Annotated in this window: 27 protein-coding genes; 11 read left to right on the top strand and 16 right to left on the bottom strand. The window is 69.9% G+C overall.

Annotated features, from left to right (window positions below; all coding sequences use genetic code 11):
* Nucleotides 1-106 precede the first annotated feature (106 nt).
* The 3 genes from ABZY20_RS25305 to ABZY20_RS25295 all read right to left on the bottom strand — a co-directional run bounded on the left by ABZY20_RS25305 (nucleotide 107) and on the right by ABZY20_RS25295 (nucleotide 1,518).
* Nucleotides 107-808 carry a hypothetical protein gene (locus ABZY20_RS25305; RefSeq protein WP_356443944.1) on the bottom strand — a complete coding sequence of 234 codons (702 nt, stop codon included), beginning with the start codon at nucleotides 806-808 and terminating at the stop codon, nucleotides 107-109.
* Nucleotides 809-1,075: 267 nt separating this feature from the next.
* Complete coding sequence (locus ABZY20_RS25300; protein ID WP_356443942.1) at nucleotides 1,076-1,342, bottom strand: hypothetical protein; 267 nt, start codon at nucleotides 1,340-1,342, stop codon at nucleotides 1,076-1,078.
* Nucleotides 1,339-1,518: a hypothetical protein gene (locus ABZY20_RS25295; protein WP_210907436.1), complete on the bottom strand. Its 180-nt coding sequence runs from the start codon at nucleotides 1,516-1,518 to the stop codon at nucleotides 1,339-1,341. Before ABZY20_RS25295 ends, ABZY20_RS25300 begins: the two co-directional genes overlap by 4 nt.
* A 314-nt stretch (nucleotides 1,519-1,832) precedes the next feature.
* Between ABZY20_RS25295 and ABZY20_RS25290 the strand changes: the two genes are divergently transcribed.
* From ABZY20_RS25290 to ABZY20_RS25260, 7 genes are all read left to right on the top strand, one after another.
* Complete coding sequence (locus ABZY20_RS25290; RefSeq protein WP_356443940.1) at nucleotides 1,833-3,770, top strand: hypothetical protein; 1,938 nt, start codon at nucleotides 1,833-1,835, stop codon at nucleotides 3,768-3,770.
* Between the two features lie 87 nt (nucleotides 3,771-3,857).
* Nucleotides 3,858-4,217, top strand: coding sequence for a hypothetical protein (locus tag ABZY20_RS25285; protein ID WP_356443938.1), 360 nt, complete (start codon nucleotides 3,858-3,860; stop codon nucleotides 4,215-4,217).
* A gap of 82 nt (nucleotides 4,218-4,299) precedes the next feature.
* Complete coding sequence (locus ABZY20_RS25280; RefSeq protein ID WP_356443936.1) at nucleotides 4,300-4,752, top strand: hypothetical protein; 453 nt, start codon at nucleotides 4,300-4,302, stop codon at nucleotides 4,750-4,752.
* Nucleotides 4,753-5,177: 425 nt separating this feature from the next.
* Nucleotides 5,178-6,380 (top strand): IS110 family transposase, encoded by a 1,203-nt coding sequence (locus ABZY20_RS25275; protein ID WP_356443934.1) that lies wholly within the window; start codon nucleotides 5,178-5,180, stop codon nucleotides 6,378-6,380.
* Nucleotides 6,381-6,430: 50 nt separating this feature from the next.
* Entirely contained in the window at nucleotides 6,431-6,703 is a 273-nt protein-coding gene (locus tag ABZY20_RS25270) for a hypothetical protein (protein ID WP_356443932.1), read from the top strand.
* 135 nt (nucleotides 6,704-6,838) lie between these two features.
* Entirely contained in the window at nucleotides 6,839-7,417 is a 579-nt protein-coding gene (locus ABZY20_RS25265; protein ID WP_356443930.1) for a restriction endonuclease, read from the top strand.
* A gap of 13 nt (nucleotides 7,418-7,430) precedes the next feature.
* Complete coding sequence (locus tag ABZY20_RS25260) at nucleotides 7,431-8,159, top strand: isochorismatase family cysteine hydrolase (RefSeq protein ID WP_356443928.1); 729 nt, start codon at nucleotides 7,431-7,433, stop codon at nucleotides 8,157-8,159.
* Nucleotides 8,160-8,466: 307 nt separating this feature from the next.
* Here ABZY20_RS25260 and ABZY20_RS25255 read toward each other — a convergent pair whose 3' ends face one another.
* On the bottom strand, nucleotides 8,467-9,999 hold the full coding sequence (locus ABZY20_RS25255; RefSeq protein ID WP_356443927.1) for a hypothetical protein: 1,533 nt from the start codon (nucleotides 9,997-9,999) through the stop codon (nucleotides 8,467-8,469).
* 472 nt (nucleotides 10,000-10,471) lie between these two features.
* Between ABZY20_RS25255 and ABZY20_RS25250 the strand changes: the two genes are divergently transcribed.
* Nucleotides 10,472-11,038, top strand: a complete 567-nt coding sequence (locus tag ABZY20_RS25250; protein WP_167546264.1) for a UTRA domain-containing protein — start codon at nucleotides 10,472-10,474, stop codon at nucleotides 11,036-11,038.
* Nucleotides 11,039-11,281: 243 nt separating this feature from the next.
* Nucleotides 11,282-11,638 carry a WhiB family transcriptional regulator gene (locus tag ABZY20_RS25245; protein ID WP_050814967.1) on the top strand — a complete coding sequence of 119 codons (357 nt, stop codon included), beginning with the start codon at nucleotides 11,282-11,284 and terminating at the stop codon, nucleotides 11,636-11,638.
* Between the two features lie 132 nt (nucleotides 11,639-11,770).
* Here the strand turns inward: ABZY20_RS25245 and ABZY20_RS25240 are convergent, their stop codons facing one another.
* The 9 genes from ABZY20_RS25240 to ABZY20_RS25200 form a co-directional block, all read right to left on the bottom strand.
* Nucleotides 11,771-13,564: a ribonuclease catalytic domain-containing protein gene (locus ABZY20_RS25240; protein ID WP_356443925.1), complete on the bottom strand. Its 1,794-nt coding sequence runs from the start codon at nucleotides 13,562-13,564 to the stop codon at nucleotides 11,771-11,773.
* A 285-nt stretch (nucleotides 13,565-13,849) separates the two neighbouring features.
* Complete coding sequence (locus tag ABZY20_RS25235) at nucleotides 13,850-15,352, bottom strand: DNA cytosine methyltransferase (RefSeq protein WP_356443923.1); 1,503 nt, start codon at nucleotides 15,350-15,352, stop codon at nucleotides 13,850-13,852.
* Between the two features lie 174 nt (nucleotides 15,353-15,526).
* Nucleotides 15,527-16,114, bottom strand: a complete 588-nt coding sequence (locus ABZY20_RS25230) for a hypothetical protein (RefSeq protein WP_356443921.1) — start codon at nucleotides 16,112-16,114, stop codon at nucleotides 15,527-15,529.
* Nucleotides 16,115-16,236: 122 nt separating this feature from the next.
* On the bottom strand, nucleotides 16,237-16,569 hold the full coding sequence (locus ABZY20_RS25225) for an HU family DNA-binding protein (protein ID WP_007490353.1): 333 nt from the start codon (nucleotides 16,567-16,569) through the stop codon (nucleotides 16,237-16,239).
* 188 nt (nucleotides 16,570-16,757) lie between these two features.
* Nucleotides 16,758-18,806, bottom strand: coding sequence for an NAD-dependent DNA ligase LigA (ligA, locus tag ABZY20_RS25220; protein ID WP_356443918.1), 2,049 nt, complete (start codon nucleotides 18,804-18,806; stop codon nucleotides 16,758-16,760).
* A gap of 110 nt (nucleotides 18,807-18,916) precedes the next feature.
* Complete coding sequence (locus tag ABZY20_RS25215; RefSeq protein ID WP_356443917.1) at nucleotides 18,917-19,417, bottom strand: hypothetical protein; 501 nt, start codon at nucleotides 19,415-19,417, stop codon at nucleotides 18,917-18,919.
* An 84-nt stretch (nucleotides 19,418-19,501) separates the two neighbouring features.
* Nucleotides 19,502-20,158: a GNAT family N-acetyltransferase gene (locus ABZY20_RS25210; RefSeq protein WP_356443915.1), complete on the bottom strand. Its 657-nt coding sequence runs from the start codon at nucleotides 20,156-20,158 to the stop codon at nucleotides 19,502-19,504.
* A gap of 149 nt (nucleotides 20,159-20,307) precedes the next feature.
* Entirely contained in the window at nucleotides 20,308-20,892 is a 585-nt protein-coding gene (locus ABZY20_RS25205; RefSeq protein ID WP_356443913.1) for a hypothetical protein, read from the bottom strand.
* A gap of 31 nt (nucleotides 20,893-20,923) precedes the next feature.
* Entirely contained in the window at nucleotides 20,924-21,124 is a 201-nt protein-coding gene (locus ABZY20_RS25200) for a hypothetical protein (protein WP_356443911.1), read from the bottom strand.
* Nucleotides 21,125-21,306: 182 nt separating this feature from the next.
* Here ABZY20_RS25200 and ABZY20_RS25195 point away from each other — a divergent pair, with 182 nt between their 5' ends.
* Both ABZY20_RS25195 and ABZY20_RS25190 read left to right on the top strand, forming a co-directional pair.
* On the top strand, nucleotides 21,307-22,116 hold the full coding sequence (locus ABZY20_RS25195) for a GNAT family N-acetyltransferase (RefSeq protein ID WP_356443909.1): 810 nt from the start codon (nucleotides 21,307-21,309) through the stop codon (nucleotides 22,114-22,116).
* A 217-nt stretch (nucleotides 22,117-22,333) separates the two neighbouring features.
* Nucleotides 22,334-22,834: a hypothetical protein gene (locus ABZY20_RS25190; RefSeq protein ID WP_356443907.1), complete on the top strand. Its 501-nt coding sequence runs from the start codon at nucleotides 22,334-22,336 to the stop codon at nucleotides 22,832-22,834.
* A gap of 222 nt (nucleotides 22,835-23,056) precedes the next feature.
* Here the strand turns inward: ABZY20_RS25190 and ABZY20_RS25185 are convergent, their stop codons facing one another.
* The 3 genes from ABZY20_RS25185 to ABZY20_RS25175 all read right to left on the bottom strand — a co-directional run bounded on the left by ABZY20_RS25185 (nucleotide 23,057) and on the right by ABZY20_RS25175 (nucleotide 24,931).
* Nucleotides 23,057-23,320 carry a hypothetical protein gene (locus ABZY20_RS25185; protein WP_356443906.1) on the bottom strand — a complete coding sequence of 88 codons (264 nt, stop codon included), beginning with the start codon at nucleotides 23,318-23,320 and terminating at the stop codon, nucleotides 23,057-23,059.
* Between the two features lie 19 nt (nucleotides 23,321-23,339).
* Complete coding sequence (locus ABZY20_RS25180) at nucleotides 23,340-23,720, bottom strand: hypothetical protein (RefSeq protein WP_356443904.1); 381 nt, start codon at nucleotides 23,718-23,720, stop codon at nucleotides 23,340-23,342.
* A 104-nt stretch (nucleotides 23,721-23,824) separates the two neighbouring features.
* Complete coding sequence (locus ABZY20_RS25175; protein WP_356443903.1) at nucleotides 23,825-24,931, bottom strand: hypothetical protein; 1,107 nt, start codon at nucleotides 24,929-24,931, stop codon at nucleotides 23,825-23,827.
* Nucleotides 24,932-25,099: the final 168 nt, after the last annotated feature.

Here is a 25,099-nt window from a genome sequence, read left to right as displayed (position 1 = left end):
AGGCGGTTCGGGCAGGGGCTTCATGCCGCGACACGGGGGCGTGGCTGCATGGAGGGCGCGAGGCCGTTGGTCGGTGAGCGGTTGCCGCCGCATGCGGCGGCCTGGTTCAGGCGGGCAGGGGGGTGCCGTACGGACGCAGGAGTCGGGGGCCGAAGACGTCCTTGAGGTCCCACTGCTCCGGATGCGCGGAGTCCGACAAGAGCATGCACAGCACGTGCTCGGGATCGTTTCCGAGGACAGGGTGCCCGTACAGATGAAGCTGCTCGGGGTAGTCGTCGAACACGAGGCCCGCGGCGCGCATCGGCTGCATGAGGGCGGCCAGGTCTTGCCCGGTCCGCGGGAGTCGTGCATCCCGCCAGGCGTGGGCGATCTCGTGGTGACGGCCTGCGTCGGGGACGGGAAGCAGATCGTGGAAGGTGTGAAGGGCGGTGCCGTCGGCGGCGCGGACGGTGTGCAGTTCCAGGTCCCGGCCGGTCTCGGCGTCGTAGCTGTCGTTGACGTGAAACACCAGATAGCTGGCGCCGGGAATCTGGGCGCGCAGCGTGTCGGCGATCAGGAGGGCGAGCCCTTGTGCGTCGTCCTGCTGGTCCTTCTGGGCCTGGCGCCAGTCGATGGGGTCGACGTAGCCCCCGGTCCCTTCGGAGAGGGCATCGCGCAGACGGCGCACCGCGCGTACGGCCCGGCCCTGCAGCGCGCTCAGCGCGATGGGTGAGGCGTCGCGGTACGCGTCGAGGGAACCGTTCTCATCGAGGAGACCGAGGGCGGTTCGGACATCGTTCAGAAGGTGCTTCTGCGGGTTCGCTGGCATGGGGATGCTGTTCCGTTCGTGCGGTGACCCGTCGGTGACGGGCGGGGAGGGGCGGGGCTTGCAAGATCAGGCGTGGCCGGGCGGGCGTCGGCTCAGGAGTGCGGCGTGGGCACGTGCGTCCTCGACGGTGTAGCCGCTGTCGCAGTTCGGGCGGCAGTACGCACCGGGCGGGGCACCGCATCCTTCACAGGTGTCGTCGAACTCGGAGGCAAGGAAGGGCCGCTGAGGACTTCGTGGGTCGTCGCAAGTGCGCACTGTCTGATCCGTTCAGGTCCTGGAGGTATGGCGGCGCTGCGGAGGGCGCGGCCGTGACGAGCCGGCGCGCGAACCCATGCACCCGGCGTGCCGGCAGAAGCGGCTGGGGTCTGCGTCATCGGCCAGGGCCAGCGACTCGGTCTCCAGCCGTTGGGCGCGCCCGCATCCGGCCCAGGGAGCGGGGCCACTGCGGTAGACGACGGCGCGGTGCAGCTTGCCGCCGGGCGCGGCCTCGCCGACGACGGGACCCCGTCCGTCGATCAGGTACGCGGAACTCATTCCTCGATCTCCGTACGGTCCTCGCGGATCTCGGCAGCGGCCAGGCGCTCCTCGGCACGCTTGGCCATGCGGCGGGCGTTGCGGCGCTGGTTGCGCCGGTTCGCACCGCGACGTCGCGGGAAGGGCCGGGTCTCGTCGTGAGACCAGGGTCCGGTCCGGTAGTTGAGTACCGCCAAGGCTGCTCCAGTCCAGAGTCAAAGGGGGCCCGCCACCCCGCACCTTGAGGTCTCTGGGGTGGCGGTCATCGATCCGCGGGTGCGGGCCGGGTGTGCCGCGTCCCGCACCAGTAAGGGCGGGATCGGCGAGGAGCGCCGACTTGGTGCCGCGCCCCGATTGCTAGCTATACATTACATGATGAAATCCAATTAAGCAATATAGATTCGGTTGACCGGGCACCGCCGCAAGAAAACGGCCGCCACGTGTCACACGGACACCGCCCTTCACACCTCTATGGGCGACATCCGCTCCCTCCCCGGACGAAGGAGACTCGGTGCCCGACGACTTCACGGCTCCGCCCCGACGCGACGACCCGTTCGACTTCCCGGACTGGCCGCCGGGACCCTCCACCCTTGCGGCATGGCGGCAGTGGGTCACCCGCGAGCCCTACGACACGGCCCGACAGGAAATCTCCGACACCGGCCCGCTCATCCCCGAACCCACCACGCCCCAGACTCACGCCGAGGCCCGCATCCTGACCGCGCTCATCCGCGAGTACGGCATGCACCGGCCCGAGCTGACCGACGGCCCGTACGGGATCACCAGCATCACGCCCCGCACGGACGAGCTCACCATCCACATCGCCGACGGTGAACTCGAACGCTGGGCCCGTGCCCTCACAGCCGCAGGAATCGACATCCGCGCGGGAGCAGCCGCCCAGAACACCGGCACGGCGACCGCCGGCGTCACGCTCGCCATCAACGGCGCGCGCATCAACCTCGCCCCCGCCACGCCCTCGGCCTGGCACGACGCGGCCGACAGCGCAGCGCAGCGCCCGGCCCCGCCCGCCAGCCACGATCACACCACCCCCGAGTACGAGCTGGCGACGCTGCTCTCTGCCACGCTGCGGCGCATCGGCCTGCTCTGGGACGTGGCCCACCGGCACTCCAGCGTGCACCTGATGCTCACCGAGCACGCCGGCCAGACCCACCTTCTCGACGCCTCGGCAGGACGGCAGAGCCTGAGCGTCATCCCCCTGTGGCAGGCCCTCTCCATGCCCTTGCAGCTGTGGCCGGCCCGCCGCGCACCGCGCAGGGCGGACGCGGGAGGTGCCGTACTCGACGCCGTGAATGCCTTCAAGCCCCAGCCGACCGCCACCGACCCGGCAGAATCCCTGTGCCATCTCATGGACTTGGAGGCCACCGCGGTCACCCGGCGCGCGGCCACACACGCGCTGAAGATCGCGCAGGCCGTCCTCGACGATCCGGCCCATACCTCGATCTGGGACGCCGGGGGCTGGATCGGCACCTGCCGTCGCTCAACGGCCCGCGGCGAATACTCCACCCACGAGGACCGCCTGGTGCCACCCGGAACGGAGCGGCTGCTCGACGCTCCCGGTATCGACCTCCTCGAACTCGGGACTCTGGCGCTGCGTGCCCAGTTGTCCCAGAAGGAACTGGACGACCTCCGGGGTCTGGAGAAGTACCAAGTCCCCCTGTGGTGGGGCGTGGACACGCTGATCGAACTGCTGAACTGGGCGCTGGCCGCAGCGACCAGCCCGCCCCTTGCCGGTGCTCAAGAACACCCCGCCCCCCGCCGCACGCTCCAGAGGGCGGCGCAAGAGGCCGCATCGCACATGATCGCTGTGCACGAAGCCATCGAAGACGTCGGTGCGGCTGAACTCCGGCGCGAACACGACACGTGGCGCCTCTCGAAGCCGGATGCCATCGCCACCGACAGCGTTCCGACAATCACGGACCTGATCCTCGCCGCCCACGCGCACGACGTGCTGGACTTCCGCGGGCTCGTCCAGGCACTGACCTACTTCAGCTACCGCGTCCACTCCACCGCCGGCCTTCCCGATGGACACCGCAGCCTCGAAGACGACGGGGACTTCCCCAACAGCTTCACCGGACACATCAGTACTTGGTACGGCCAGCCCTGCACCCTCGTCGACGAAGAGGCCAACCACGCCGCCGTCGGCAGTGCCGCCTACCGCCGGCATCTGGCGGCACACCGCGCAGCCTTCGACCCCTTCGTCGAGTGCTACCTGGCCGCAGCCGACGAGATGCCGGGCGAGCACGACGTGGCCGAACGCCACCGCGCCGGGGCCCAGGCCCTTCGGACAGCAGATCTCGCCGCGCTGAGGGACCTCGATCCGCGGTGGCGACACGGCGGCAGCGACGAGTTCCTGAGCATCGTGGCGACCCTCCCACTGGAGGTGCACGAGGTCGAGTCCTGGGTCGACGACGTCTTCGGAGACGACGCCTGACCCGCACCGTGCCGGGGCGCCCAGGAGGGGCCCCGGCACGGCGGCGGACGCGAGTCGATGTCAGCGCCAGCGGTTACGGTCACCTCCATGACAGCCGCACCTCAAGGTCCTCGCGAAGGCTGGATACTGCGCATCTCCGCCCGATCCGCCCCGATCGATGACCAGGCCTTCGAGCAGCAGCGCCAACTCCTAAGCGCGGTAGCCGGATTCGATCCAGCCACCGCCCTGTGGACAGCCTTCATCGGCCAACTCGACGCCCGCGCACTGCAGATCCTGCAGAGCCTGTACGACGCGTCCAACAGATTCGGGACCGAGGTCCGCCTCGAACCCATCGACGCACCACCGGCATGGCAGGGCCCCACGTTCGCCGACGACAGTGACGTGGCGGCGATCATCACCGCGCGGTCCGACCAGGACCGTCCGCTGGGCCAGCTACCCACAGCCTGAAGGAAGCCGCCCTCGGGGCCGCGACTGCGAGCCCGAGGAGGCGGACGTTTCTCACACCACTGCACCCACCTAGGCTGACGGCATGTCGATGTACGACGGAGTCCCGCCCCACCGCCAAGAGCAGTTCGAACAGTTCATGGCGGCCTACGCCAACACCGCCACGGTGATGGACGCCGTGCGAACATGGATCGACGAGATGCCCACCCCCAAAGGGCTCGCGGCCAACGAGATCACGGCGCCCCCACACGCCTGGCTCAGTGAGCGCACCGGTCTGACCGACGGGATGCTGGCGACCACGCTGATCGCCCTCTTTGCCTCTGGCGGCATACAGCCACACCCCCACAAACGAGACGTGTGGCTCTTGGCCGGCGAAGGGGAACTGGACCCCGAACCGGCACGCGAGCGCCTGCTGACCGCTCTGGACATCATCACCGCGTCCGGTCATCACGTGACCCCTCTGCCGACGCAGCCACGCGGGAAGCGACGCCTGCTCGGACTGCTCACCCGCAAACGAAGCCATCGCAGACGCCCTTGAACGACGAAGTTGCGCCCCGCCGCGCTACGCGGACGGCACCCGACCTTTCCGGAGCAGCAGCCGGGAATCCCGAGCTGACGAAGTACCCCGCTCGCAGGGCCTGGGACCGTTATGAACGGTGTGGCGCGCTGAACCCGTCTCGGAGACCGGCCACACTCGCACCATGACCACTCCGGCACCACGGGCACGGGTGCTCCCCGCTGCTCACGTCGCCCTGAACGTTCTCCGTAAGTTGTTCGGTGGCCCGGGAGGGTCGGGTGTGGCTGAACGTTCTCTGCCTGCAGTGGCTCGCAAGGAGTGGCCGCCCGGCTCTCCGGGGCGCCCTGGTCGCTGATTGAAATCTGCGGATCGGTCGCTGTTTACGGAGATGACGACGGGGTGTTCCTCGGGCCGCCGGCAAGGCGAAACGGTTCGAGGAGAAGCATGTGACCGACCAACGGGCCCGCATCTGGGTGGGCATCGACGTAGGCAAGGCGCACCACTGGGCAGCTGCAGTAGACGAGACCGGTTCGACCTTATGGTCGAAGAAGATCGACAACGACGAGTCGGCGATCCTCGCCGCGCTCGGTGAGATCCTCGACCTGGCCGTAGAGGTCCGCTGGGCGGTAGACATCACCGGCACTTCCTCGGCGCTGCTGCTGGCTCTGCTGGCCGCTCACGGGCAGCAGGCCGTCTACGTGCCCGGCCGCACGGTCAACCGTATGTCCGGCGCCTACCGCGGTGAAGCCAAGACCGACGCTCGCGACGCGTACGTCATTGCCGAAGCAGCCCGCCACCGCCGGGACTTCGCCTCCATCGACGTGCCCGCCGAGCTGGCCGCCGGCCTTGCGTTGCTGACCTCGCATCGCTCCGATCTGATGGCCGATCGGGTTCGGATGCTCAACCGCCTCAAGGACGTGCTCACCGGCATGTTCCCAGCCCTGGAGCGGGCCTTCGACTACTCGGCCCACAAGGGCGCCCTGGTGCTGCTGACCGGCTATCAGACTCCCGCGGCGATTCGCCGTCGCGGCCGATCCCGGCTCACGGCTTGGCTGGCCAACCGCAACGTGCGCGGCGCGGACGCGGTCGCAGCTACCGCCATCGAGGCCGCTCAGGCCCAGCAGACAGCACTGCCCAACGAGACCGTCGCGGCTCAGATCATCGCCGATCTGGCCACACAGATCCTCGCTATGGAAGATCGTCTCAGGCAGATCGACCAGCAGATTCGGGAGGCTTTCCGCAGTCACCCCCAGGCCGACATCATCGAGTCCTTGCCGGGCATGGGGCCCCTCCTGGGTGCCGAGTTCGTCGTGGCTGCGGGCGCCATGTCGGCCTACGCAGACGCCGGCCATCTGGCCTCGGCGGCAGGACTGGTACCCGTTCCTCGAGATTCCGGACGACGCACCGGGAACCTGCATCGCCCCAAACGCTATAACCGCCGCCTGCGCAGGGTCTTCTACCTATCCGCGCAGGTGAGCATCATGCGTGAGGGCCCCAACCGCGACTTCTACCTCAAGAAGCGCAGCGAGGGCCTGAAACATGTCCAGGCCGTCATCGCGGTGGCCCGCCGGAGGATCGATGTCCTATGGGCGCTACTTCGAGACAACCGGCTGTTCACACCAGCCCCTCCGGTCCCGCAAACGGCTTGACTCGGTCATTCAAACTCCTTGCTGCCAGGCCTGCCTGGATACACGACATCATGGCGTCGACGCTCTCGGACTGGGCCGCTACCGATACGAGCTGGTTCCTCGTCCGAGATGACTTGGACGAGACGGTGTACCCCGCCGTGATCAGCGTGGAAGAAGAGCGGATCACGATCACTCACACCCGCGCGGTCGCTCGGCATCCGTACTTCGAACAAGAGGCCGGCGAGACAACCGTCCCCCTCACGCCCCGAGGCATCGAACACCTGCGGCATCTGCTGCCAGCCATCGAGACTGCCGGTCTCCCCTCGGTGCCCGCGGCCGCATAAGGATGTCCAGGGGCAGTTTCCGGTCCGCTCCCACAGATGTCCGCCGACCCCAGGGCCCTCCCGCGTCCGGAGGATAGGCAGGGTCCGGACTGGGGAGAGAGAAGACGGCGTAGCCACCAGGGGAGGGAGCACAGGATGGGCACGGTGCTGTTGGCGGCGTTAGCCGCAGTCGTACTCGCAGTCGTCGTCACGGGGCTCGTGCGTGCCGGGCGGCGCGAGGCACGGGCCGAGAAGCAGCGGCTCGCCGAGGACGCTCAGCTCCAAGCCCGGCGCTCCTTGGCGGCGGTGTGGGCGATGGACGACCGCGCCTTCGAGGAGTACGTGGCCGATCTGTGCCGCCGTGACGGCTGCACCCAGGTGCAGCGGGTGGGCGGCGCGGGCGATCTCGGCGCCGACGTGATCGGCTACCTCCCCGATGGCAGGAAGATCGTGGTGCAGTGCAAGAGGTACGCCAAGCACCGCTCGGTGGGAAGCCGTGACATCCAGACGTTCAACGGCACCGCGCGTGCCGAGCACGGCGCGGATGTACCGGTGTTCGTGGCGTCCTGCGTCTTCACCCGGCCGGCCCGGAACTTCGCCGCGCGGCACGGCCTGTGCCTCGTCGACGTCGACCTGCTCGGCTACTGGAACAGCGGCACCACCCTCAGCTCCCTGGTGGAACTCGATATCGGCCGGTCCGGAAGCCACCGCAAGCTCAGCCCCGACCACGACTGAGAGGGACCCCGCCGTGGAGAACACCGAGACCCGCATGCACGCGTGGCACATCGAGGAGCGCGAGTACCGGCGCCAGCAGGACCGCCGCGGCCGCCGCTTCGCCTTCCCGCGCCTCACGCCCGCCCGCACCGCACTGGTCGTCATCGACATGGTGCCGTTCTTCGTCGACGCCAACCCCTATGCCCGCGGTATCGCCCCCAACATCCAGCAGCTCGCCGACCGGCTGCGGACGGCCGGCGGGACAGTCGCCTGGGTGGTGCCCGCCCGTACCGAACGCACCCCGGTCGGAGACGAGTTCCACGGGCCCGACGCCGCCGAGATGTTCCGCAACTCCGGCGGCACCGGACCACTGCCCGGCCGGCTGTGGCCCGGATTCGTCACGGGCCCGGACGACATCTTCGTGGAGAAGAGCGCGCCGAGCGCCTTCTTTCCCGGCCGCTGCCTGCTCCCGGACCTGCTCCAGGAGCGCGGCATCGACACTGTGCTGATCACGGGCACGGTCACCCAGGTGTGCTGCGAGTCCTCGGCCCGCGACGCGTTCACCCGCGGCTACCGAGTGGTGATGGTCGCCGACGCCAACGCGACCGGCCGAGATCAGGACCACAACGCCACGCTCGCCACGATCTACCGATCCTTCGGCGACGTACGCCCCACCACAGAGGTCCTCGATCTGATCGACGCGGCCCGGGTGACCACCGTCAACATCCCGGACCTTGGCAGGGGTGAACACCTTGCGGGATGACAGACCAGATCCGACCTCGAGCTGTCCCCACCTGCACCGTCCCTGGGGCGACGTCGGAACCCGGATGCCCACCACCAGTGAATCCGTGTGTCGGCCAACGGCCACTGGTCGCCTTCCGTGAAACGACCGCACGGCGCCCCAGAGCACGCGCCGGCGCGATCCACAAAGCCCCCGCCTCAAGGCACTGAACCGATCCCCAGCTCGGCCCGATCACGCTTTCGCAGTGGCCGGCTTGCCCGTCATCCCGCAGATGGCCGGGCCAAGACGGCCGTACCGTCAGGGTGTTCGCCCGGGCGGGCGCCGTGCCTCAAGCCGGGAGCGGACAGGTGAGCGGAAGCACGCGCTCCGTCAGCTGCCCCGTGAGCTGGGTGTCGGTAAGGGCGGTCTCGGCGAGCCAGTCTGCTGTGGTCAGCTGGTCGACCAGGTGCTGCAGTTCGCCCGATTCGATCGGGACCCAAGCAGTGAGAGCGTGCAAGGCGATGCCCTGGCCACCGGGACCGAGGCGTCCCGCGGCGTCGGTCTGGGTGGCCAGCGTCAGCGCGAGGAGCCGCGTGCCGGCGGTGGCCTTGGCCTTGCGGAGCTTCTTGTCCGAGATGACCTTCTGGGCCCAGCCGGAGAGCTTGGGCCGCATCTTCTTGCCGAACGTGAACGGGCCGGCTTCGCCGTCGCGGGGGACCAGGGAGGGGATGGTGATCGGGGTGGGGTTCTCGGGCCGGGAGGCGAGCAGGTCGCCGGCGGTGCCGGGCAGGGTGAGCCAGCCGCAGCCGGTCAGCTTCTCGACCAGGTCCTCCGGGTCGGTCAGGCCCAGCGCGTTGAGGTCCTGGCCGACGAGGTTGCCGGTGCCCTTGTGCGCAGTGCGCAGAGTCAGCATCAGCGTGAGCAGCCGTGCCTCGGAGCCGGGCAGCGGGCTGTGGTCGGCCACGTACGCGAGGACAGAGCGCGCGTGATCCCCCTGTGTCGGTGCGGTCAACAGGCGCGATACGGCCGGCCCATCGCTGTCCGCGATGCCGCCGGTGCGCTGCTGGTGCTGGAAGCGGGCGGCGGTGGCGGCCTGCTCGGCGCGCCGGGCCTCCATCCGCAGGCTCGTGATGCCGCTGACGTCGGCCCAGGTGGTGAAGGCCTGTGCCTTGCGCTCGTGGAGGTCGGCGAGGAGCTTCAGGTCGGGCTCGGTGCGCTGCTGGTAGGCGCGGAAGAGGTCACCGAGTTCGACGAGCTCGTCCCGCAGGGCGACGGGCCGCAGATCGTGGGGGATGACACGCTGGGCGATCTTCGCTTGTGGCGGGCGGCGGCGTACCGGGGCGGAGCGGGGAGCAGGCACCCCTGTCCTGGCTACGGCCTGGCGGTCGGAGAACTGCGGCGTGCCCGCCCCCGGGGCTACGGGGGTCGGGGGTTCGTCCCCGGTCTGGCGTCTGGGGGCTTGGGAGGTGGCTGCCGTCTTCGCGCCGGGTGTGGCGGCTGCGCACCGCGAGCAGCACTCCATGGCCTTCCACCAGCGTCCTTCCCGGTCGGTGATCACGGCCAGGACGACCGGCCCGCCGCATCGCCAGGGTTCGGCACGGGCATGCCGGCCCGTGTCCGGCAGATGGGTGTGGCAGCCGTCGGCTCTGCATGCGCAGTACGCGCCGGGCCTGGGGGCTGGGGCAGCGCGCAGATGCGCCTTGAGGTGGGCGACCGCCGCCGCACGGCCGTCGGCCGCGGACGGCAGACGCTGCTCGGGGCAGGCGGGGCGGCTGCACGAGATGCGTACCGCCGTACTGCCCCGACCGGCGGCATCCAGACGCACAGTCCACCGGCGCCCCGGCACCCGCTCGTCCAGCTCGCTCACCGCGGCCTGCGTCATCCTGCTCTTCCTCCCGTTCGCGTTCCCGACATCCCGCACGCCGATGGTGCGGGGCGGCGGGCCCACCGTACGCGGAATGAGCTCGGAGAGCGGTGAACTCGCCCTGTGCGCCTGCGATGCCTTGCAGACGCAGACCCCGACCACCGTGCCCAGGGTCGGCCCGGTCGACCTGGCACGACAGCGCGCCGACCTCGTCCATCGACAACTCCCGTGGCTCGGGCATCCTCCTGCGCCCAATGCACGCTGCCTTGACCGGCCGTGTGACGGCGCGCCCGCATCAGCGCCCGTACGCCTCCGCCACCGGGCTGCGGGCCGACTCCTCTTGGGATGTCACACGCAGGCCCGGTCGCACACCTCTATGGACACGCACACGAGCGCTACGGATTGAGGATGTGTAATGGCAGTGACCACTGACACAAGGCGCGGACGCGGAACTTCGGACGAGAGGAACGCGAGGCCGCTCCGCCGGCTGGTGACCCGCAGCAACACCCGCCATGCCTGGGAGAAGGCGCGCGTGCGCAAGCCGCTCGCGGAACGCAAGGCGACGGGGGCGACAGAGCACGACACCGGGCTGAAGAAGCAGGACCTCGTGTTCTCCGCCGTTTACCGGGAGACGGAGGCCTGCAGTCACCTGGCGAAGATATTCGGAGTCTCGCCTGGAACCGCATTGGTCGAGCGAAGCTATCGCACGCAGCACGTCGACGAGCGGCACACACTCGGCATCGTCCGCTCGTACCTCGTGCGCGAAGACATCGCCCAGAACCAGGAGCTCCTCGACAGCCGAAACGAACCGTGGCCCGGCGGAACCCAATCGCAGCTCGCAACCGTGGGAATCGAATTCGGAAAGGTCACCGAGCACGTCACTGCACGGTCTGCGACGCCGGCCGAGGCCGTGGAACTCGGAATCGGGACGTCTGACCCGGTACTGCACATCGAAAAGGTCGCGCAGGACCCCACCGGCCGAGTGGTGGAGGTGGCCCACATTGCCCTGGCCGGGGACCGCACCCGGCTCGAGTTCACCACCCCGCTGGACCGATGACGAGAAAGGGTCATGACGCGGCAGCCCTCGTACCCGCGAGGCCGGAAGGCACGTGCCGTAGCGCGCGGCGGCGCCGGGCAACGCCGCCACCGGCGCGGTGGCTTCCAACACTGAGACGGACGGAGCGGACGACCGGCATCAGGCCCAGGCGGCACCGTGCCGCGGATCCCGCGCCGTTCGTGTCGGCCCCTCACGGATTGGCCGTACCGCTTCTGACCTGGCGCTGCGTAAGGTTGCAGTCACATGCCAGAACGGGGAGAGGACGGCACCGGGGTGAGAACGGACGGACACTGGAGTGATCACGCGGCCTGCCGGGCCGCCGACCCCGAGGAACTGTTCGCCGACGGGGCGGGACAGAACAGGTCGAAGGTGATCTGCTTCGGATGCCCCGTGCGCACGGAATGCCTCGCCCACGCCCTCGACAACCGCGTCGAGCATGGCGTGTGGGGCGGCATGACCGAGCGCGAGCGGCGCGCCCTGCTGCGCCGTCGCCCGACAGTCACGTCCTGGCGGCGGCTACTGGACACCGCGCGCCAGGAACACCGAGCCCACATCGGGCGCGTTGCGGACTCCGGCGCGCGGTTGCCCGAGGCCAGTTGAGGGATCGCCCGGACGTCCCGGCCACAGCGCGATCAAGTCGTGGCTGACCAAGAAGCTGCACCGGCGGCCTGAGCCGGTGCAGCGGGCACTGCGCCGCGGGGGCTCGTGGCCTCCGCGGCGCCCTCGGCGGTGTTACGCGTGCGACTCCGTCCGTGCGGCACGGATCTGTGTGAGCAGGCCGTCTGCCGCGTTCGCCTTGGCAGTTGCCTTCTTCGTCGCAGAAGCGGTGGCGGACAGGCTCTGACCGCCCATATCGGCGCGTGCCGTGCACGAGAAGACCATCTGATGGCCGGGGCCGTCGCTGGACATTCCGTACGTCAGGCCGGTGATGACCCGGGTCTGCTCGAGTTCGTTGAGTACCGACACCGGGGAACGGTCCTCAGCGGGCGGGAGGGCCTTCGAGGCGGGTGCGGCCCCGGTGCGACCCCAGGATGCAAGATCACGCGAGGGGTCGGGCAGGTCGGCCAGGCGGGCGAGCAGGCTCAGAGCGGCCTGGTGACGGGCTCCCTTCTTCGTGGAGGCCGAGCGCTCGGCGCCGGTGACCTGGTCGTCGCCGGAGGTCCAGGAGGCCTGGGCACGGAAGACGGCGTCGTGCCCCTGGCCCCGGGCCTCGACGGTGAACTCGGGCAGCTCGCACCCGTTGACCTGGGCGTGTACCGAGAGGACGGACACGGCCGTCTCCGGCGACGCCGCGATGGCTTGCAGGCACGCGACGCGGGCCGGCTGCCATCCGGCCCCGCCCGCGACGAGCAAGACGAGCTGCTGCTCCAGGGAGGTGAGATTCTGGTCGGCGGCGCGTCGGGCGGCCTCGTCGACGAGCGAGGGCCCGGCGATCTGCTCCTTGCAGCCTCGTTTGAGGATGGCGTGGAAGGCCGCGCTGTCGAGCCTGGAGTAGTCGGCTGAGTCATCGGCCGCGGCACGCCGTGTGCGGGAGTGCGTGACGGACTTCCTCGACTCGCTCTCGGCTTCTCGGTCCTGGCGCGCGCCGTCGTTCAGGGCCTGCGCGACGGCGTGGAGCTCGTCGGCGGAGTAGGGGCTGGCGGTCTTGTCGAGGTGGCTGAGGATGATCCGTTGCACCACCAGGTCGGCATAGCGCCGCAGAGGCGAGGTGCCGTGGAGGTAGCCGGGAAGGTTCAGGCCCCAGTGTCCGCGCATGAACGGCGCGTACTCGGCGGCCCTGAGGGTCATGAGAGTGCGTTGCTGCAGCGCCGCCAGCCGGGCGTCGGAGCGGGCGGTGAAGGCAAGGTCAAGGTCGTGGAGCAGGACGTCCCGGGGCGGGGCGACCTTGGAGGCGGAGTGGTTGCGGAAGAGCACCGGAAGGTCGCGTTCGGCAGCCCACCCGGCCAGCGCCGTGTTTGCGGCGATCATGCACTCCTGAACGATCACATAGGCGATGTTCCGTTCGAAGGATGCCAGCCGCACCACGGTGCCGTCCTCGTCGGTGGCCCAGCCGGACAGCAGGTCGTACAGGGCGAGTGCCCCGTGCTCCCGCCGGCGCGCGAGGAGAACTTCGCTCACCGCGGCGGCCTGGCGCAGACCGGCGTGCAGGGGGTGGTCGGAGTTGCGGACCGCGGCGGCGACCTCGGCGTGGTCCATGGCCAGGGCGCCGCGCACCGTGGCCCGCTCGACCTCGACGTGATTCACGGATCCGTCCCGGCCGACCTTCATCTGCACCGCCAACGCCGGGCATGCGCGCCCGGGTGCCAGTGTCAGTCGATCTTCCACGGGCCGTGGAAGCATCTTGGCCCGGCCACGCCAGCCGCCGTAGGCCGACTCGCGTCGCCGCAGGGCTTTGCGGTCGGCGTCGCTGCCCAGGGCGACTCCGGAGGCGACGTCGGCGACATAGACCGTCAGCCGCCATCCGTCACTCGTCGGGTGGACCGCGATGGCGTCGTCGCGGTCGACGGTCTCCTTGCTGTCGATCATGACCGGGTCGGTAAGGGCACCGACGGGCGAGCCGGCGGTGAACTGAACGCGGGACAAAAGAGGAGTTCCTTCCTGGGCCACACAGTGTCGTCGGGCGCCGGTGCAAGGCGGGCGCACCAACGAGGTACTTCGCATGATGCCGAACGGCGGGCGCAGTTGGCCGGGCATCGGCAGAAGCGCGCCAACCAGCGATCCTGAAGAGGGACATCAACTGCGGCTGAACTTGGGGTTTTGGGTAGGTAGGTGCTGTCTACGGGGGCCGTACGAGCCCCCGGCGTCGGGGGTTTACGCGGCTTCGGCGGTGTCGTACAGCTTGGTGACGTATGTGCGGGTCTGTTCCTCCCAGTGTAGGTTCAGAATGCGGCCGATCACGGCCGCTGCGGTCATCGGGCACACCACGTCGGCGGCCTGCTGGGCTCGGGTCCTGATGCCTTCGCCGCGCCCGATGTGGGTCCACGGGTAGTCGCTGCGGAAGCCGACCAGACGGCCGATGTCGTTCTGGTGGATGCGCTGTCCGCTGTCCTCGTCCTTCCAGCCGTAGGCCGTGGCCGTCACACAGTTCGAGGGCTGGTCTGCGGAGAAGCCCCCGCCGCCCTTGGGTCGGCCGGTGCGCGGGTCGATCCCGCGCTGTCCCCGGGTGTTGACCCGGCGTCCCGGCCCCCAGCCGACGCACTGGGCGAACGTCGTTACAGGGAAGGGTGTTTCGGGGTGAACGCTGATGACAGGCGTCTGGTTGCGGTAGGCGGTCAGGAAGCGCCGCTTGCGGTGCGAGGGCGACCCGTGCTCCACGGAGTCCAGGGTCATGGCCTCCGTGGTGCGCCATCCGGCCTGCTCGAACTCGAAGAAGATCGCTTCCTCGATCTCGGCCGGAAGGGCGCTGGACTGCTCGACGGCGACCCACTCGACCGATCCGTTGCTGCACAGCATGGCCAGCGGCCAGATGGCCGCCTCGGCCATCAGCCCGGCCCGCTCGTCCTCGAGGCCGGCGAGCTGGGCTCGGACCTCGGGCCACGTCTCTCCCGAGCGCGGGGCGCACCCGGCATGGGACCCGTCGGCGTGCACGGTCTGCAGGTAGCCGGCCGCGCCTCCCACGGATCGGATCACCGAGCAGACCAGCTCGATCGCCGCGACCTCGTGCCCCCGGCGGCGCCCTGCGGGACTGAAGGCCTGGCACGGCGGGGAGAGGATGACACCGACGACCCACTGCAGCGCTGGGTGTTCAGGGTCCAGGGCGGCGACGTCGGCGACGATGCACACGTGTCCGGCGGCATTCGCGGTAGCGGCCGCGCCGGGGTCCAGGTCGACGCCGATCATGTCGACGTCCGCCCCCAGCACACGGCAGATCCCCTCGCTCCAGCCGCCCGGTCCGTGGAACAGGTTCACGATCCGCGGCCGGAGCGCCACCCCGTGCGCATCTGTCTCGGGAGGCCACAGCCAGCGAACCGGCCACGGCGCCGCGTACCAGGTGAGGAGCGCGAGCGTGTCCGCGTCCAACGCCGCCAGCCGCTCGGCCGTCATGGGACCGGCCTCGTCAAGCAGGCCCAGCGTCAGCGCGGCGAGCTCGCCGCGGGCAGCGTCGGCCAGGCCCTGGAGCTCGTCCTGTCCGGCCCCCTCGTCAATCCGGTACGTGCACTCGGCGACCCGCTCCTGCGCCACGAAGGCCCACTCCGCCGCCTCGGGCCCGGGGTGCTCAGCGGCGTACGCGGTCAAAGCCGCTGCCGTGGCCCGGCACGCGGCGAGCGCCGGGTTCCCCTCGGCGCGGACGAAGGAGTGGGCGCCATCTGGCATCTCACCGGCCGCAGCCGGGACGAATCCATGAGCCTCGCGCCGGACAGGCTGTGCTGGCTTGCGGCTCGGACGGGCGCCGGAGCGAGACGGCCCGCCTGGCCGGGGCCGAGCCCCTGGCCGGGCTGATGGTGCGTGCGTGGCCCTGCGGCCGGCGCGTAGTGCCTGGCCCATCGCCTAGGACCGCGGGGTGTTGTCGGTGTAGCAGCCGCGGTTGAACCGCTTCCGGCCCTCACGCCAGCCGTGCTCGTACGCCTCGTGCTGGTCACGGTGGTAGCTCGGCACGGCGGGGCGGCGGCGGTCGTGCTCCGTGCCGTACGCCCTGACGAAGGCGGCGTGGTCCCAGCCGTGCTCGACCCCCGACTGCCACGCCCGTCCGGCGGACGAGAACGCCTGCCCGTACGCGACCGGCACGGCACGCATGGAGCGCAGCACGAAACCCTCCAGCAGCCCCAGCACGTCATCCGCGCGCCCCTCATGGGCGACGTCGTACCCGGCGGCCCGCAAGGCCCCCTCGCACGCGCCGCGCACCGCGCGGGCCTCTCTGGCGAGCGTGGTGATGAGCTTGTGCTCGGCACGACGCCGGGCCTTGCTGCCCAGCTCATGCCGGTCGACGGCGGCGCGCTCCTCGGAGGTCACGTGGCGCGGCGCGAATGTGATCAGCACGCCTTCCTCCGGAACGGCCGTGACGGTGGCGCGCCCGCGGTGCGCGGCCGGGATCGAGACGAGTACGTGCGTGGTGGCGTCGTGGACGGAGGCGGTCATGGAAGCGGTGCTTTCTGCACAGGCGTGCGGCTGACGTTGGCGTTCCTCAGAGGAGGAGCGTCGTTCGTGGTCCCGCCGGGCCGGAAGATCCGGCCCGGCGGGACCACGACATGGGCTGGGCGTTACGCGCTCTTGGGACTCTTGCGCGCGGCGCTGCGTCCGGCCTCGGGGACGGGGCGCTCGCCGCGCGCCATCGCGGTGAACGCGGCGCCCGGGCGGAACACGATCCGCCTGCCTGCGGGGACCAGGACTCGTTCACCGGTCTGCGGATTGCGTGCGCGGCGCGCGGGGGTGTGGACCGCCTGGAGCTTGCCGAACCCGGTCACGGAGACGGCGTCGCCGTCCAGGACGCGCCGGACCAGCGTGTCCAGCACCAGTTCCAGGGCCTCAGCGGCCCGGGCGGTGGAGATGCTGCCGTTGGCCGCGATCTCCTTGATCAGCTGCTGCTTGTTCAAGGTACTTCTCGTTTCTGCTCATGAAGTCGGCGTGCTCGAAGAGGCGCTCGTGGCGCCACCGCTCGCCCAACTCCCCTAAGATTACTGCAATAAATCCAATTAAGCAACTCCGAGGGATGGGGTGAGCCCACGGAAGAGCGCGGTGGCGGGGAGAGAAGCCCGGCCTCCCGCCCCGCCACCGCGTCAGATCAGCCGAGGTAGTCCATGACCAGTGCGGCGAAGGCGTCCGGCGAGAGCACCTCCACACCCAGCTGCTGGGCCCTGACCGCCTTCGTGCTCAGCTTGCCGCCGGCCGCCGGAGCAGCGACGAGGTAGTCCGTGTTGGCGGTGACGCTGCTGCCCGCCTGGCCGCCGGCCTTCTGGATCAGCGCGGTCATGTCGCTGCGCCCGAGGCCTTCGAGGAAGCCGGTCATCCTTCCGGTGACGACCACCACCTTGCCGGTCAGCGGCCCCTGACCCGTGCTGGCGGCCTCGGGCTCCGTCAGGGTGACGCCCGCGGCCACGAGCTTGTCGATGACCGGCCCCTGGTCGGCGAGCTGCTGGACGATGACGGGCGCCTTCTCCGCGCCGATGCCGTCCACCTCGCGCAGGGCCGCCGCGTCCGCGCGGCGGATGGCCTCCATGGTTCCGAAGTGGGCAGCGATCCGGCGGGACATGCTGCGCCCGGTGCCAACGATGCCGAGAGCGCAGAGGATGCGGTTGAGCGGCAGTGACTTGGCCTGCTGGATCTGTTCGGCCAGCTTGGCTCCGCGCCTGGCGCTGCCGGAGGCCTCGGTGAGCTGTTCGGTGCTGAGGGTGAAGAGGTCGGCGACATCCCGGACGGCTCCGGCGTCAACGAGGGCCTTGACGTACCGGGCGCCCAGGCCGTCGATGTCGAGCTGGTCGCGCCCGGCGGCGTACTCGATCAGGGCGGGCAGACGGCACGCGGTGCCCTTGACGCAGCGCCACCGCTCCTGGCTCTTGTCGATCTCTCCACCGCAGTTCGGGCACCGCTCCGGCAGCGGCACCGGCACGGCGTCCTTGGGCCTGCGGGCCACCACCGCGGCCTCGACCCTGGGAATCACATCGCCGGCCTTGTGCACGGTCACCGTGTCGCCCAGGTGGAGATCCCTGCGTCGGATGTCGCCGGGGTTGTGCAGCGTGGCACGCGACACCATGCTTCCTTCCACCTCGACGGGCTCCAGCTCGGCGGTCGGCGCGATGATGCCGGTCCGGCCCGTCTCCCAGCTGACAGCGGTGAGCACGGTCATGCGCTCCACGGCCGGCAGCTTGTGGGCGACCGCCCAGTACGGGAACCGGCTCCCGGCCCCCAGTGCGGCCTGCTCAGCCGCACTGACGGCCTTGACGACGACACCGTCGATGTCGAACGGCAGCGAGCCGCGTTGTTCCCTGATCTCCTCGACGCGCCGTGCAGCCTCGGCCAGCGTGTCCACCACGACGCTGCCGGTCGGCGTGTCGCTGATCGTCTGGACCCCCGCATCGCCGACTGCCTTCAGGACTTCCAGGTGCGTGGCTCCCCCGGGTACGAACGTCTCTCCCGGAAGGTCGACCGCGCCGAACGCGAAGAACGTCATCGGCAGCGTGTAGTCGCGGTCCCTGGCCCGCAGCGTGCCGGAGGCCCCAGCGCGCGGGTTGGCGAACGGCTTCGCACCGTGTGCGGCACGCACCTCGTTCGCGCGCTGGAACTGGTCACGGGTAAACAGGGCCTCGCCGCGCACTTCGAACGTCAGCGGCTCCGTCAGCCGGACGGGCAGTCCGACGATCGTGCCGGCCACGTGGCTGATGTCCTCACCGTGGCTGCCGCTTCCCCGGGTGAGAACCTGGGTCAGGCGGCCGCGGACGTAGCGGGCGGCGATGGCGTTGCCGTCGAGCTTGGCCTCCACTGCCCAGCCACCGGCGAGAGGGCGGCCCAGCCTCCGGTCCGCCGAGGCTCCCCAGTCGAGCAGTTGCTCGCGGTTGAAGACGTTGTCCAGCGACAGCATCACCTTCGTGTGGGGGACATCGCCCGTCGGTGCCGCGCCCGCCCCGACCTTGCCGGTCGGAGAGTCCGCGGCAACGTCCTGCGGGTGGTCCTTTTCCCAGGCCGCGATGGCTCGGATGAGCCGGTCATAGGTCACGTCGTCGAGCGGGCTGTCCCCGTCGCCGAAGTAGGCCTTGGCGGCCTCGACCGCCTGGCGGACCGCTGCCAGGTAGTCGTCGCGGCTGGACAGCACCGGTTCTGAGGCAAGGGTGGTCATGAAGAATCCCGATTCATATGAGATGTGGTGATGTGGCGGCGCATCAACGTGCCGCCGCGGGACGGCCCGCCGGGCGGCGGGCCGTAGAAGGAGGGCGCAGAGCCGAGGTGTCAGGACCGGCTGCCGACAGCGACGGCCGCGGCGATGTGCGCCAGCTTGGTGCGCAGAGTGAGGGCCATGGAGGCGTACGCGGGCACCATGTCGGGGTGCTGCGTGTCGAGCAGCCACTCCTCAACGAGCGCCAGCCGGGCCCGCAGCCGGGCATCCTGTTCAGCGAGCTGTGGGGAGGCCGCGCCGACAGGGACAGGCAACTCGGGAGCTTGGCCCGTGACGGGCGCAAGGACGGCCGCGGTGAATCCCAGGGGCAGGCCGGCCCCCGGAGACCGGGAGGCAAGGATCTCCGCGTCCTGGAGCGCGAGGACTGCGTCCGCTGGAGCCGCGACGGCGTCCGCGTCCGGCTCAGCGTCGACGAAGGCGATGACCACCGTGTCGAGCAGTTCCGCGATGCGCTCCAGAGCCCCGCGGTCGGGGTGCTGCCTGGCATCGCTGCGGATGACGTCCGCGAGCGCACTGGCGATCAGCGCGGCGTGCTGGGAGGGCGTTGTGATCAAGGAAGCGTCCTTCCGGGAGTCGACGGGCCTGACTGCGGGAGGCGGTCGGCGACGCGGTGAGCGGCCGGGCCGGGGTCGGGCGGATCAAAGGACAAGGCGGCCGTGGCGGTAGCGGGCGGACGGCGGCACCGCACACCCGGGAAGCAGACCGGTGACGACCCTTGCTGGAGCCCCCGGCACTTCAGTGAGCCCGACCCCGGGGACGAGGGGCTTCACAGCACTCTGGTGCCCGGGCATCTTGCGCACCTGCATGCCGTTGGGCAGTGCGACGAGCAGACGCTCCTGCCCCGCCGTGTAGCCGTGCCGGGTGTAGAAGCCGGCGAGCCCGGGCGGATGCTCCAGCACGAGCAGGCGAAGCCCCGCGAGGCGGCTGTGATGCTCGGCCGCGCGCAGCAGTTCGCTGGCGATGCCCTGGCCCCGGAAGTCGGGCGCGACCGCAACACCCCCGATGTACAGGACGCTGCGTACCAGTTCGATGCGTAGGGGGTGGGTCTCGGTCCAGTGAGGCGGGCTGGCCATCAGCACGCCGACGATGCGGTCGCCGCGTCGGGCCGTCAGGCACAGGCAGTCTCCGTGCGTGAGCCGTCCCGGCTGCAAGGAGAGGGCCACCGGGACTGTGCGCGGGACCGGCTCTCCAGGGCTGACCAGCGACAGCAGATCGCAGACCGCGTCCAGGTCGCGGAAGCGGGCGCGTCCGATACGTACAGGGGGTGTGGGTTCAGGAGAAGCGTCGTGCTGCATGGGTTCCGTCCAGATGGCGGGAGACCGCCGGGTGATTCATCGGTGCCGGGCCCACGTGGGCTTCCGGGAAACGGCCTGTGAGGAGGCCGGCGTGTGAAGGAGAGCAATCAGCTCTCGAACATGTGCACACGCTACATGAGTAAATCCAATTATGCAACGCTCTCGGTTCGGTTCGCCACCCATTCCGGCCCGGTCAGCCGGGTGGGTGCAACCGGGACGGCGAGGTAGAACTCGAGGACCGCCAGGTATCGAGCCACCGGATCGCCGAAGGCGAACCTCGCGCGCCGCAGCTCGCCCCCGGCCGTCATGCCTACGATCCGGTCCTCCATCAGCGTGTACGTCTGGGCAAGGGCGACTTCGATGCGGTCGCCGGCGGCATGCAGTCGCGGGCACACCTGCAACGCATACGCCGCACAGTCCTGATGGAGCGGCGGCTCCAGGTAGTACCCGGCGTCCGTCTCGCCGACGAACGCCAGCTGTTCCATGGTGGCGATCCCCTTCGTGCATAGACCGCACAGTCGCTGGACCATGAACTCGCGCTGCCGAACCGGGCATTGCTCGCCGAACGCGGGAGTTCCGCGCCCCGGCGTGCATGAGCAGGTGATGTGACCTCCCAGCTCGTCGTTCGACGTTACGAGGATCGAACCGTCGTCATCCGCCTCGTACCAGGAGATGTTGCCGGGGACTGGGCGTCCCGCAGTGTTGCGGGGCAGCTGGGCGACGTGCTGCGGCATGGGCACACTGCGCCAAGAACCGTTCACTGAATTACTCCGTTTCGCACTGCTCGGTGTCGGCGTGGTCGCCAAAGGTGACTTCTTCGATCTGGACTCCCAGCTTGTGAAGGGCGACGAGGTCGTATGTCCCGTCGCTGAGCTGCATGGCCAGTTCCCACGCCTCTGCGCTGGTGGTGGCGGTCAGGCGGAAGCGCACGGCCGTTGGGAGGGAGGTGAAGCTGAAGTGAGGCATGGTCTCTCGTGTCGATGAAGCGTCGCGAGTGGGCGCGAGCGGAGCCCGCTCCGCGGACACCGAAAGACTACTGGCGTAATTCCAATTATGCAATCGATCGGAGCTCCTGCTCGTGATCACGCGGCCAGTGGGATGCTCCGCAGCACGGCCCAATGACGGCCGCCGCCTGGCAGGCTGGCGCCATGACTTCCGTCGACGAGGCCCTGAGGCTCGTGTGGCCTGCCGAACTGCGTACCGACCGTCTCCGCTTGCGCCCGGTCACCACGGATGACGCTTCCCTCGTACGCCAGTTGCTGACTGATGCCACAGTCCGCGCCCACCTCGGCGGCCCGGCCTCGGAGGAGCGCGTCGCCGCGCGGCAGGCCACGTACCCGGCGACAGCAGGCGCCTGGACCGTCGTCCGGGCAGCCGACGACCAGCCGGTCGGCCTGGTAACCATCGGCCCCGACCACCGGTGCGAAGGCGCCGCCGAGATCTCCTACCAGCTGCTCCCCTCTGCCTGGGGTAAAGGGCTGGGACGGGAAGCGGTGGCCGCGGCCGTCAGCTGGTGGACGGAGGCCGTACCCAAGGGCGGCCCCATGGTCGCGGTCACCCAGGCGGCGAACGCAGGGTCGCGCCGCTTGCTGGAGTCGATCGGGATGACGCTCGTCGACGAGTTCGAGGAGCACGGGCAGCCTCAGTGCCTCTACACCCCCGCCGGAGACCAAGAGGACACCGATCTGCGCTGGGCCCGCCTGATCGCCGAGCGCGTGGACACCGCCGAGAGGCGCCGCGGAGCACAGGCTCGCGCGACCGCGATGGGCCAAGAGCTTCCGGACAACTTGACAGCACTGTCTGACGGCGACCTGGCCCAACTCTGCCCTGATCGGCATGGTGCCTACGGCCGTATCTGTGCCCGCACCGCCGGCCACCTGCCGGACCTTCACCTGGGCCGAGCCCCTGACGGCGCGTGGATCGCCTGGCTGACGAGCGATGGGCTCGAAGACACCTGATCCGGTGATCAGCGCTTTGGCGCTCCTCGACATGGTCGGAGAGCGTCGGGCGTGCGAGTCGGGCACGCAGCTGCATCCCGGTTCGGCGCTGCCCGCGGGACTGGGAGTCTAAGGGCTGGTCACCTCGTGCGAGTGGTCATTGACCGTTCACCCCTCGCCGGCCTGTTTCGACGTGCAGGCTCGTCCGTGAAACGACGTCAGGCAGGGGAGGCCCGCGGTGCTCGACACGGAGCTGCACGAAGACCTGGAGGAGATCGTCACCATGAGGGCGATCATGTGCGTGGAAGGGCCGGAAGCACTCCAGTACACCGGGGCCGTCACCCGGGCGGTGGTACAGCTGTCCGAAGAGGCGCCGGAAGTCGCGTGGATCGATGCCAAGGCTCCGCGGGACCGCGCTGCGGCGGTGGATGCCCTGTACACCGCGCTGCACCTGGACAGTGCCCATGGCCCGCGGCCACGTCGCCTGGCGGATGCCGAGAACCTGATCGTTGCCGAACTCACGCGTACCCCACGCCTGGTCGTGGTGCTCGGCGCCCACGAACTGCGCACCGTCGCGTTGGAGATGCTGTACGGCATGTGGGCACATCTGGTGCCCGGGAAGTTCGCGTGGGTACTGACCGGCCGGAGCGGAGAGCTGGAGAACGTCCTGGCGCACCCGGCCCTGGCAAGCCTGCAGTCCTGCGTCTTCCTGCGGCACCGGGTCCCCGAGCCGGCATGACGTTCCAGCCCCCCGGCGCTCCTGATGAATACGCCCGGGTCGCTCCGACCTCGCTGACCGGGAGGCGGCGCTACGCCTCCCGCGTCGCGGCTTGACGCCGCGCCGCTTCCTCGGGCGTCTCCACAATCGGCTGTGACGCGCCAGGCCTCGACCGGGTGAGCGTGCTCGGCGGCCTGCGGCGCGCTTCAGGCCCCGTCTTCCGGGTTCCGCGGCGCCGGTCCGTCAGATGTAGAGGTGTTGTCGGTGGCTTGCGTGGCGCTCGGGCTCGGTCGCGACGGTCGGACCCCCGTGCTCGCGGGCGCGGTTGTTGGCGGCGGTCACGCAGTCTGAGCAGACAAGCCGCGGGACCGAGGTCGGTGTGCGGCCAAGAGTCGGCTGCCCGGTTGCGGGATCGATCTCCACTGCGGTGGCGCACCGGGCGCACATGGTCGTGAGGGCGGCACAGGACCAGCACAGGCCGGTCACGGTCAGTTCGTCGGGGGTCATGGGGAAGCTCCTCCTGGAGTCACGGGTTTTCGGTAGCGGGAAGGGCGCGGACATCGGCGAGCACATCCGCGACGAGCCGGTGCTCGAACAAGGCGAGTGCCAGGAGCAGTTCGCAGATGCGGGCGGCGTAGTCGCGGAAGCGGGTGCTGGTGAGGGACTTCACGTACCCCGGCCACACGAGGTGGGGCTTGTACTCCGGGAGGGCCGTGAGATGCGGAGGGAGGGGCTCGTGGTCGGGACGTGTCCATATCTGTCCGCCGGGCGGCTCCGTCTCTGCCTTCGTCCAGCCCTTGCTCGCGAGGTAGGTCTCTACCTGAGCAGGTGTCAGGGCCTGTACGGCGTCGATGTCCAGGAATACGTACTGCTGGACGAGCATCATGCCTCCGTGGATCAAGGTCACCGTCGATACCTCGACCCTACATCAATAAATCCATTTAAGCAATACTGACTGCGGGATGGCGGCCCGGCCCGCGCGCGGCGGTCGGCGGCGGGCCGGGGCGGCCGTTACGAGCGAGTGCCTGAGCGGTGGGGGACGATTCGCACTACTCGGCGGGGGTCGACGTCGCGGCCCCTGGGGCCGTTGACGTGCGCCTGGACGGGAACGCGGATGGGCTTGCACTCGCCGCCGGCCTCGATGATGGCGCGGTGCTGGCGGGGGTTGGGGCAGCGGTTCTGGTACCTCGCGCTGACTTCCCAGCGGAGCGTGTCGTCTTTCCACTTGGGGCCGGAGTCATCGGTGGCCTCTCGGGCCGGGTCGCTGGAGGCCTGCGCATGGACGGGTTCGCGGATGATGCGGATGCGGCGCTTGCGGACGGTCCGGTTGCTGCGCTTGTTCTTGCGGCTGCGGCTGGTTGGCTTGGCGCCGGTGCTGTCGTTCTGGGGGACGCTCACGACGTCCTCGTCGGGGGTGGTGAGGGCGTCCGGCGCGTCGGCGGGACGGCGCAGATCCCAGAAGGCGAGGAGGATCGCGAGACTGCTGGCCGGGTCCGGCGCTCCGAAGAGGCGGTAGTTGCTGTAGCCGCCGAGCATCCCCTCGTGGAGGGTGATCACGCCGTTGGGGCAGTACGGGCCACGGGGCAGTTCGGCGGAGGCGGCGAGCCGGGGCGGAAGGCGGGTGGGGATCAGGCGGGTGGCGGTGATGGTCTCGACGTCGAGGACGAGCTCATCGCCGGTGCCTTCCATGTGCCAGGCCATGCCGTAGAGCGGGTGTAGGTCGTCGAGGCTGATCGGGGTGGGGAAGTAGACGAGCCCGTCGCGGGCGGGGGCGGCGTCTTCGAGGTTCCCGGCGACGACGCTGTCGTTGTTCACGAAGGGGTGCGTGGTGATGCCCTCGCTCATGCTGTGAGGGGCGACCCATACGTCGCTGGTGCGGTAGGCGGCGGCGAAGTTGGCGCACTGGGCGAGATAGGCGCTGAGAGCGTCGGTGGTCGGGTCCTCGCCGGTCATGGTGATGTACATGGCCTGGAAAAGGTCCATGCCGAGCGGCACTCCGCGGACGGGCTTGCCCCAGAAGTCGGCAAGCCGTGCACGCATTCGCTCGGCGTGGCGGGCGAGTCCGGTGACGGTGGGAGGTGCGGCGGGGATCGGGGCGAAGGGGGTCGTCTTGGTCACGAGGGCTCCTGTGGGGCGGCCTGCGGCTCGGCAGAGCGGCCGCCGGGGCAAGTGGTGGGAGCTGCGGGGCAGGCGCCAGTGGGCCGCACCGGGCCCTCGGCGGCTCTGTCTCACCCGAGGCTCTCCCTCGATATTACAGCAGTAAATCCAATTAGGCAATACAGAGTC

The sequence above is a fragment of the Streptomyces sp. NPDC006624 genome, assembly GCF_040611555.1.
In the GTDB taxonomy this organism is placed as follows: domain Bacteria; phylum Actinomycetota; class Actinomycetes; order Streptomycetales; family Streptomycetaceae; genus Streptomyces.
This window is presented reverse-complemented; position numbering and strand designations above follow the sequence as displayed.

Excerpts from the sequence above, each read along its gene's own strand:
- ABZY20_RS25305 (WP_356443944.1), bottom strand. The coding sequence starts at position 808 with ATGCCAGCGAACCCGCAGAAGCACCTTCTGAACGATGTCCGAACCGCC.
- ABZY20_RS25300 (WP_356443942.1), bottom strand. The coding sequence starts at position 1,342 with ATGAGTTCCGCGTACCTGATCGACGGACGGGGTCCCGTCGTCGGCGAG.
- ABZY20_RS25285 (WP_356443938.1), top strand. The coding sequence starts at position 3,858 with ATGACAGCCGCACCTCAAGGTCCTCGCGAAGGCTGGATACTGCGCATC.
- ABZY20_RS25280 (WP_356443936.1), top strand. The coding sequence starts at position 4,300 with ATGTCGATGTACGACGGAGTCCCGCCCCACCGCCAAGAGCAGTTCGAA.
- ABZY20_RS25270 (WP_356443932.1), top strand. The coding sequence starts at position 6,431 with ATGGCGTCGACGCTCTCGGACTGGGCCGCTACCGATACGAGCTGGTTC.
- ABZY20_RS25265 (WP_356443930.1), top strand. The coding sequence starts at position 6,839 with ATGGGCACGGTGCTGTTGGCGGCGTTAGCCGCAGTCGTACTCGCAGTC.
- ABZY20_RS25255 (WP_356443927.1), bottom strand. The coding sequence starts at position 9,999 with ATGACGCAGGCCGCGGTGAGCGAGCTGGACGAGCGGGTGCCGGGGCGC.
- ABZY20_RS25245 (WP_050814967.1), top strand. The coding sequence starts at position 11,282 with ATGCCAGAACGGGGAGAGGACGGCACCGGGGTGAGAACGGACGGACAC.
- ABZY20_RS25240 (WP_356443925.1), bottom strand. The coding sequence starts at position 13,564 with ATGATCGACAGCAAGGAGACCGTCGACCGCGACGACGCCATCGCGGTC.
- ABZY20_RS25235 (WP_356443923.1), bottom strand. The coding sequence starts at position 15,352 with ATGCCAGATGGCGCCCACTCCTTCGTCCGCGCCGAGGGGAACCCGGCG.
- ABZY20_RS25230 (WP_356443921.1), bottom strand. The coding sequence starts at position 16,114 with ATGACCGCCTCCGTCCACGACGCCACCACGCACGTACTCGTCTCGATC.
- ligA (WP_356443918.1), bottom strand. The coding sequence starts at position 18,806 with ATGACCACCCTTGCCTCAGAACCGGTGCTGTCCAGCCGCGACGACTAC.
- ABZY20_RS25210 (WP_356443915.1), bottom strand. The coding sequence starts at position 20,158 with ATGCAGCACGACGCTTCTCCTGAACCCACACCCCCTGTACGTATCGGA.
- ABZY20_RS25205 (WP_356443913.1), bottom strand. The coding sequence starts at position 20,892 with ATGCCGCAGCACGTCGCCCAGCTGCCCCGCAACACTGCGGGACGCCCA.
- ABZY20_RS25200 (WP_356443911.1), bottom strand. The coding sequence starts at position 21,124 with ATGCCTCACTTCAGCTTCACCTCCCTCCCAACGGCCGTGCGCTTCCGC.
- ABZY20_RS25195 (WP_356443909.1), top strand. The coding sequence starts at position 21,307 with ATGACTTCCGTCGACGAGGCCCTGAGGCTCGTGTGGCCTGCCGAACTG.
- ABZY20_RS25185 (WP_356443906.1), bottom strand. The coding sequence starts at position 23,320 with ATGACCCCCGACGAACTGACCGTGACCGGCCTGTGCTGGTCCTGTGCC.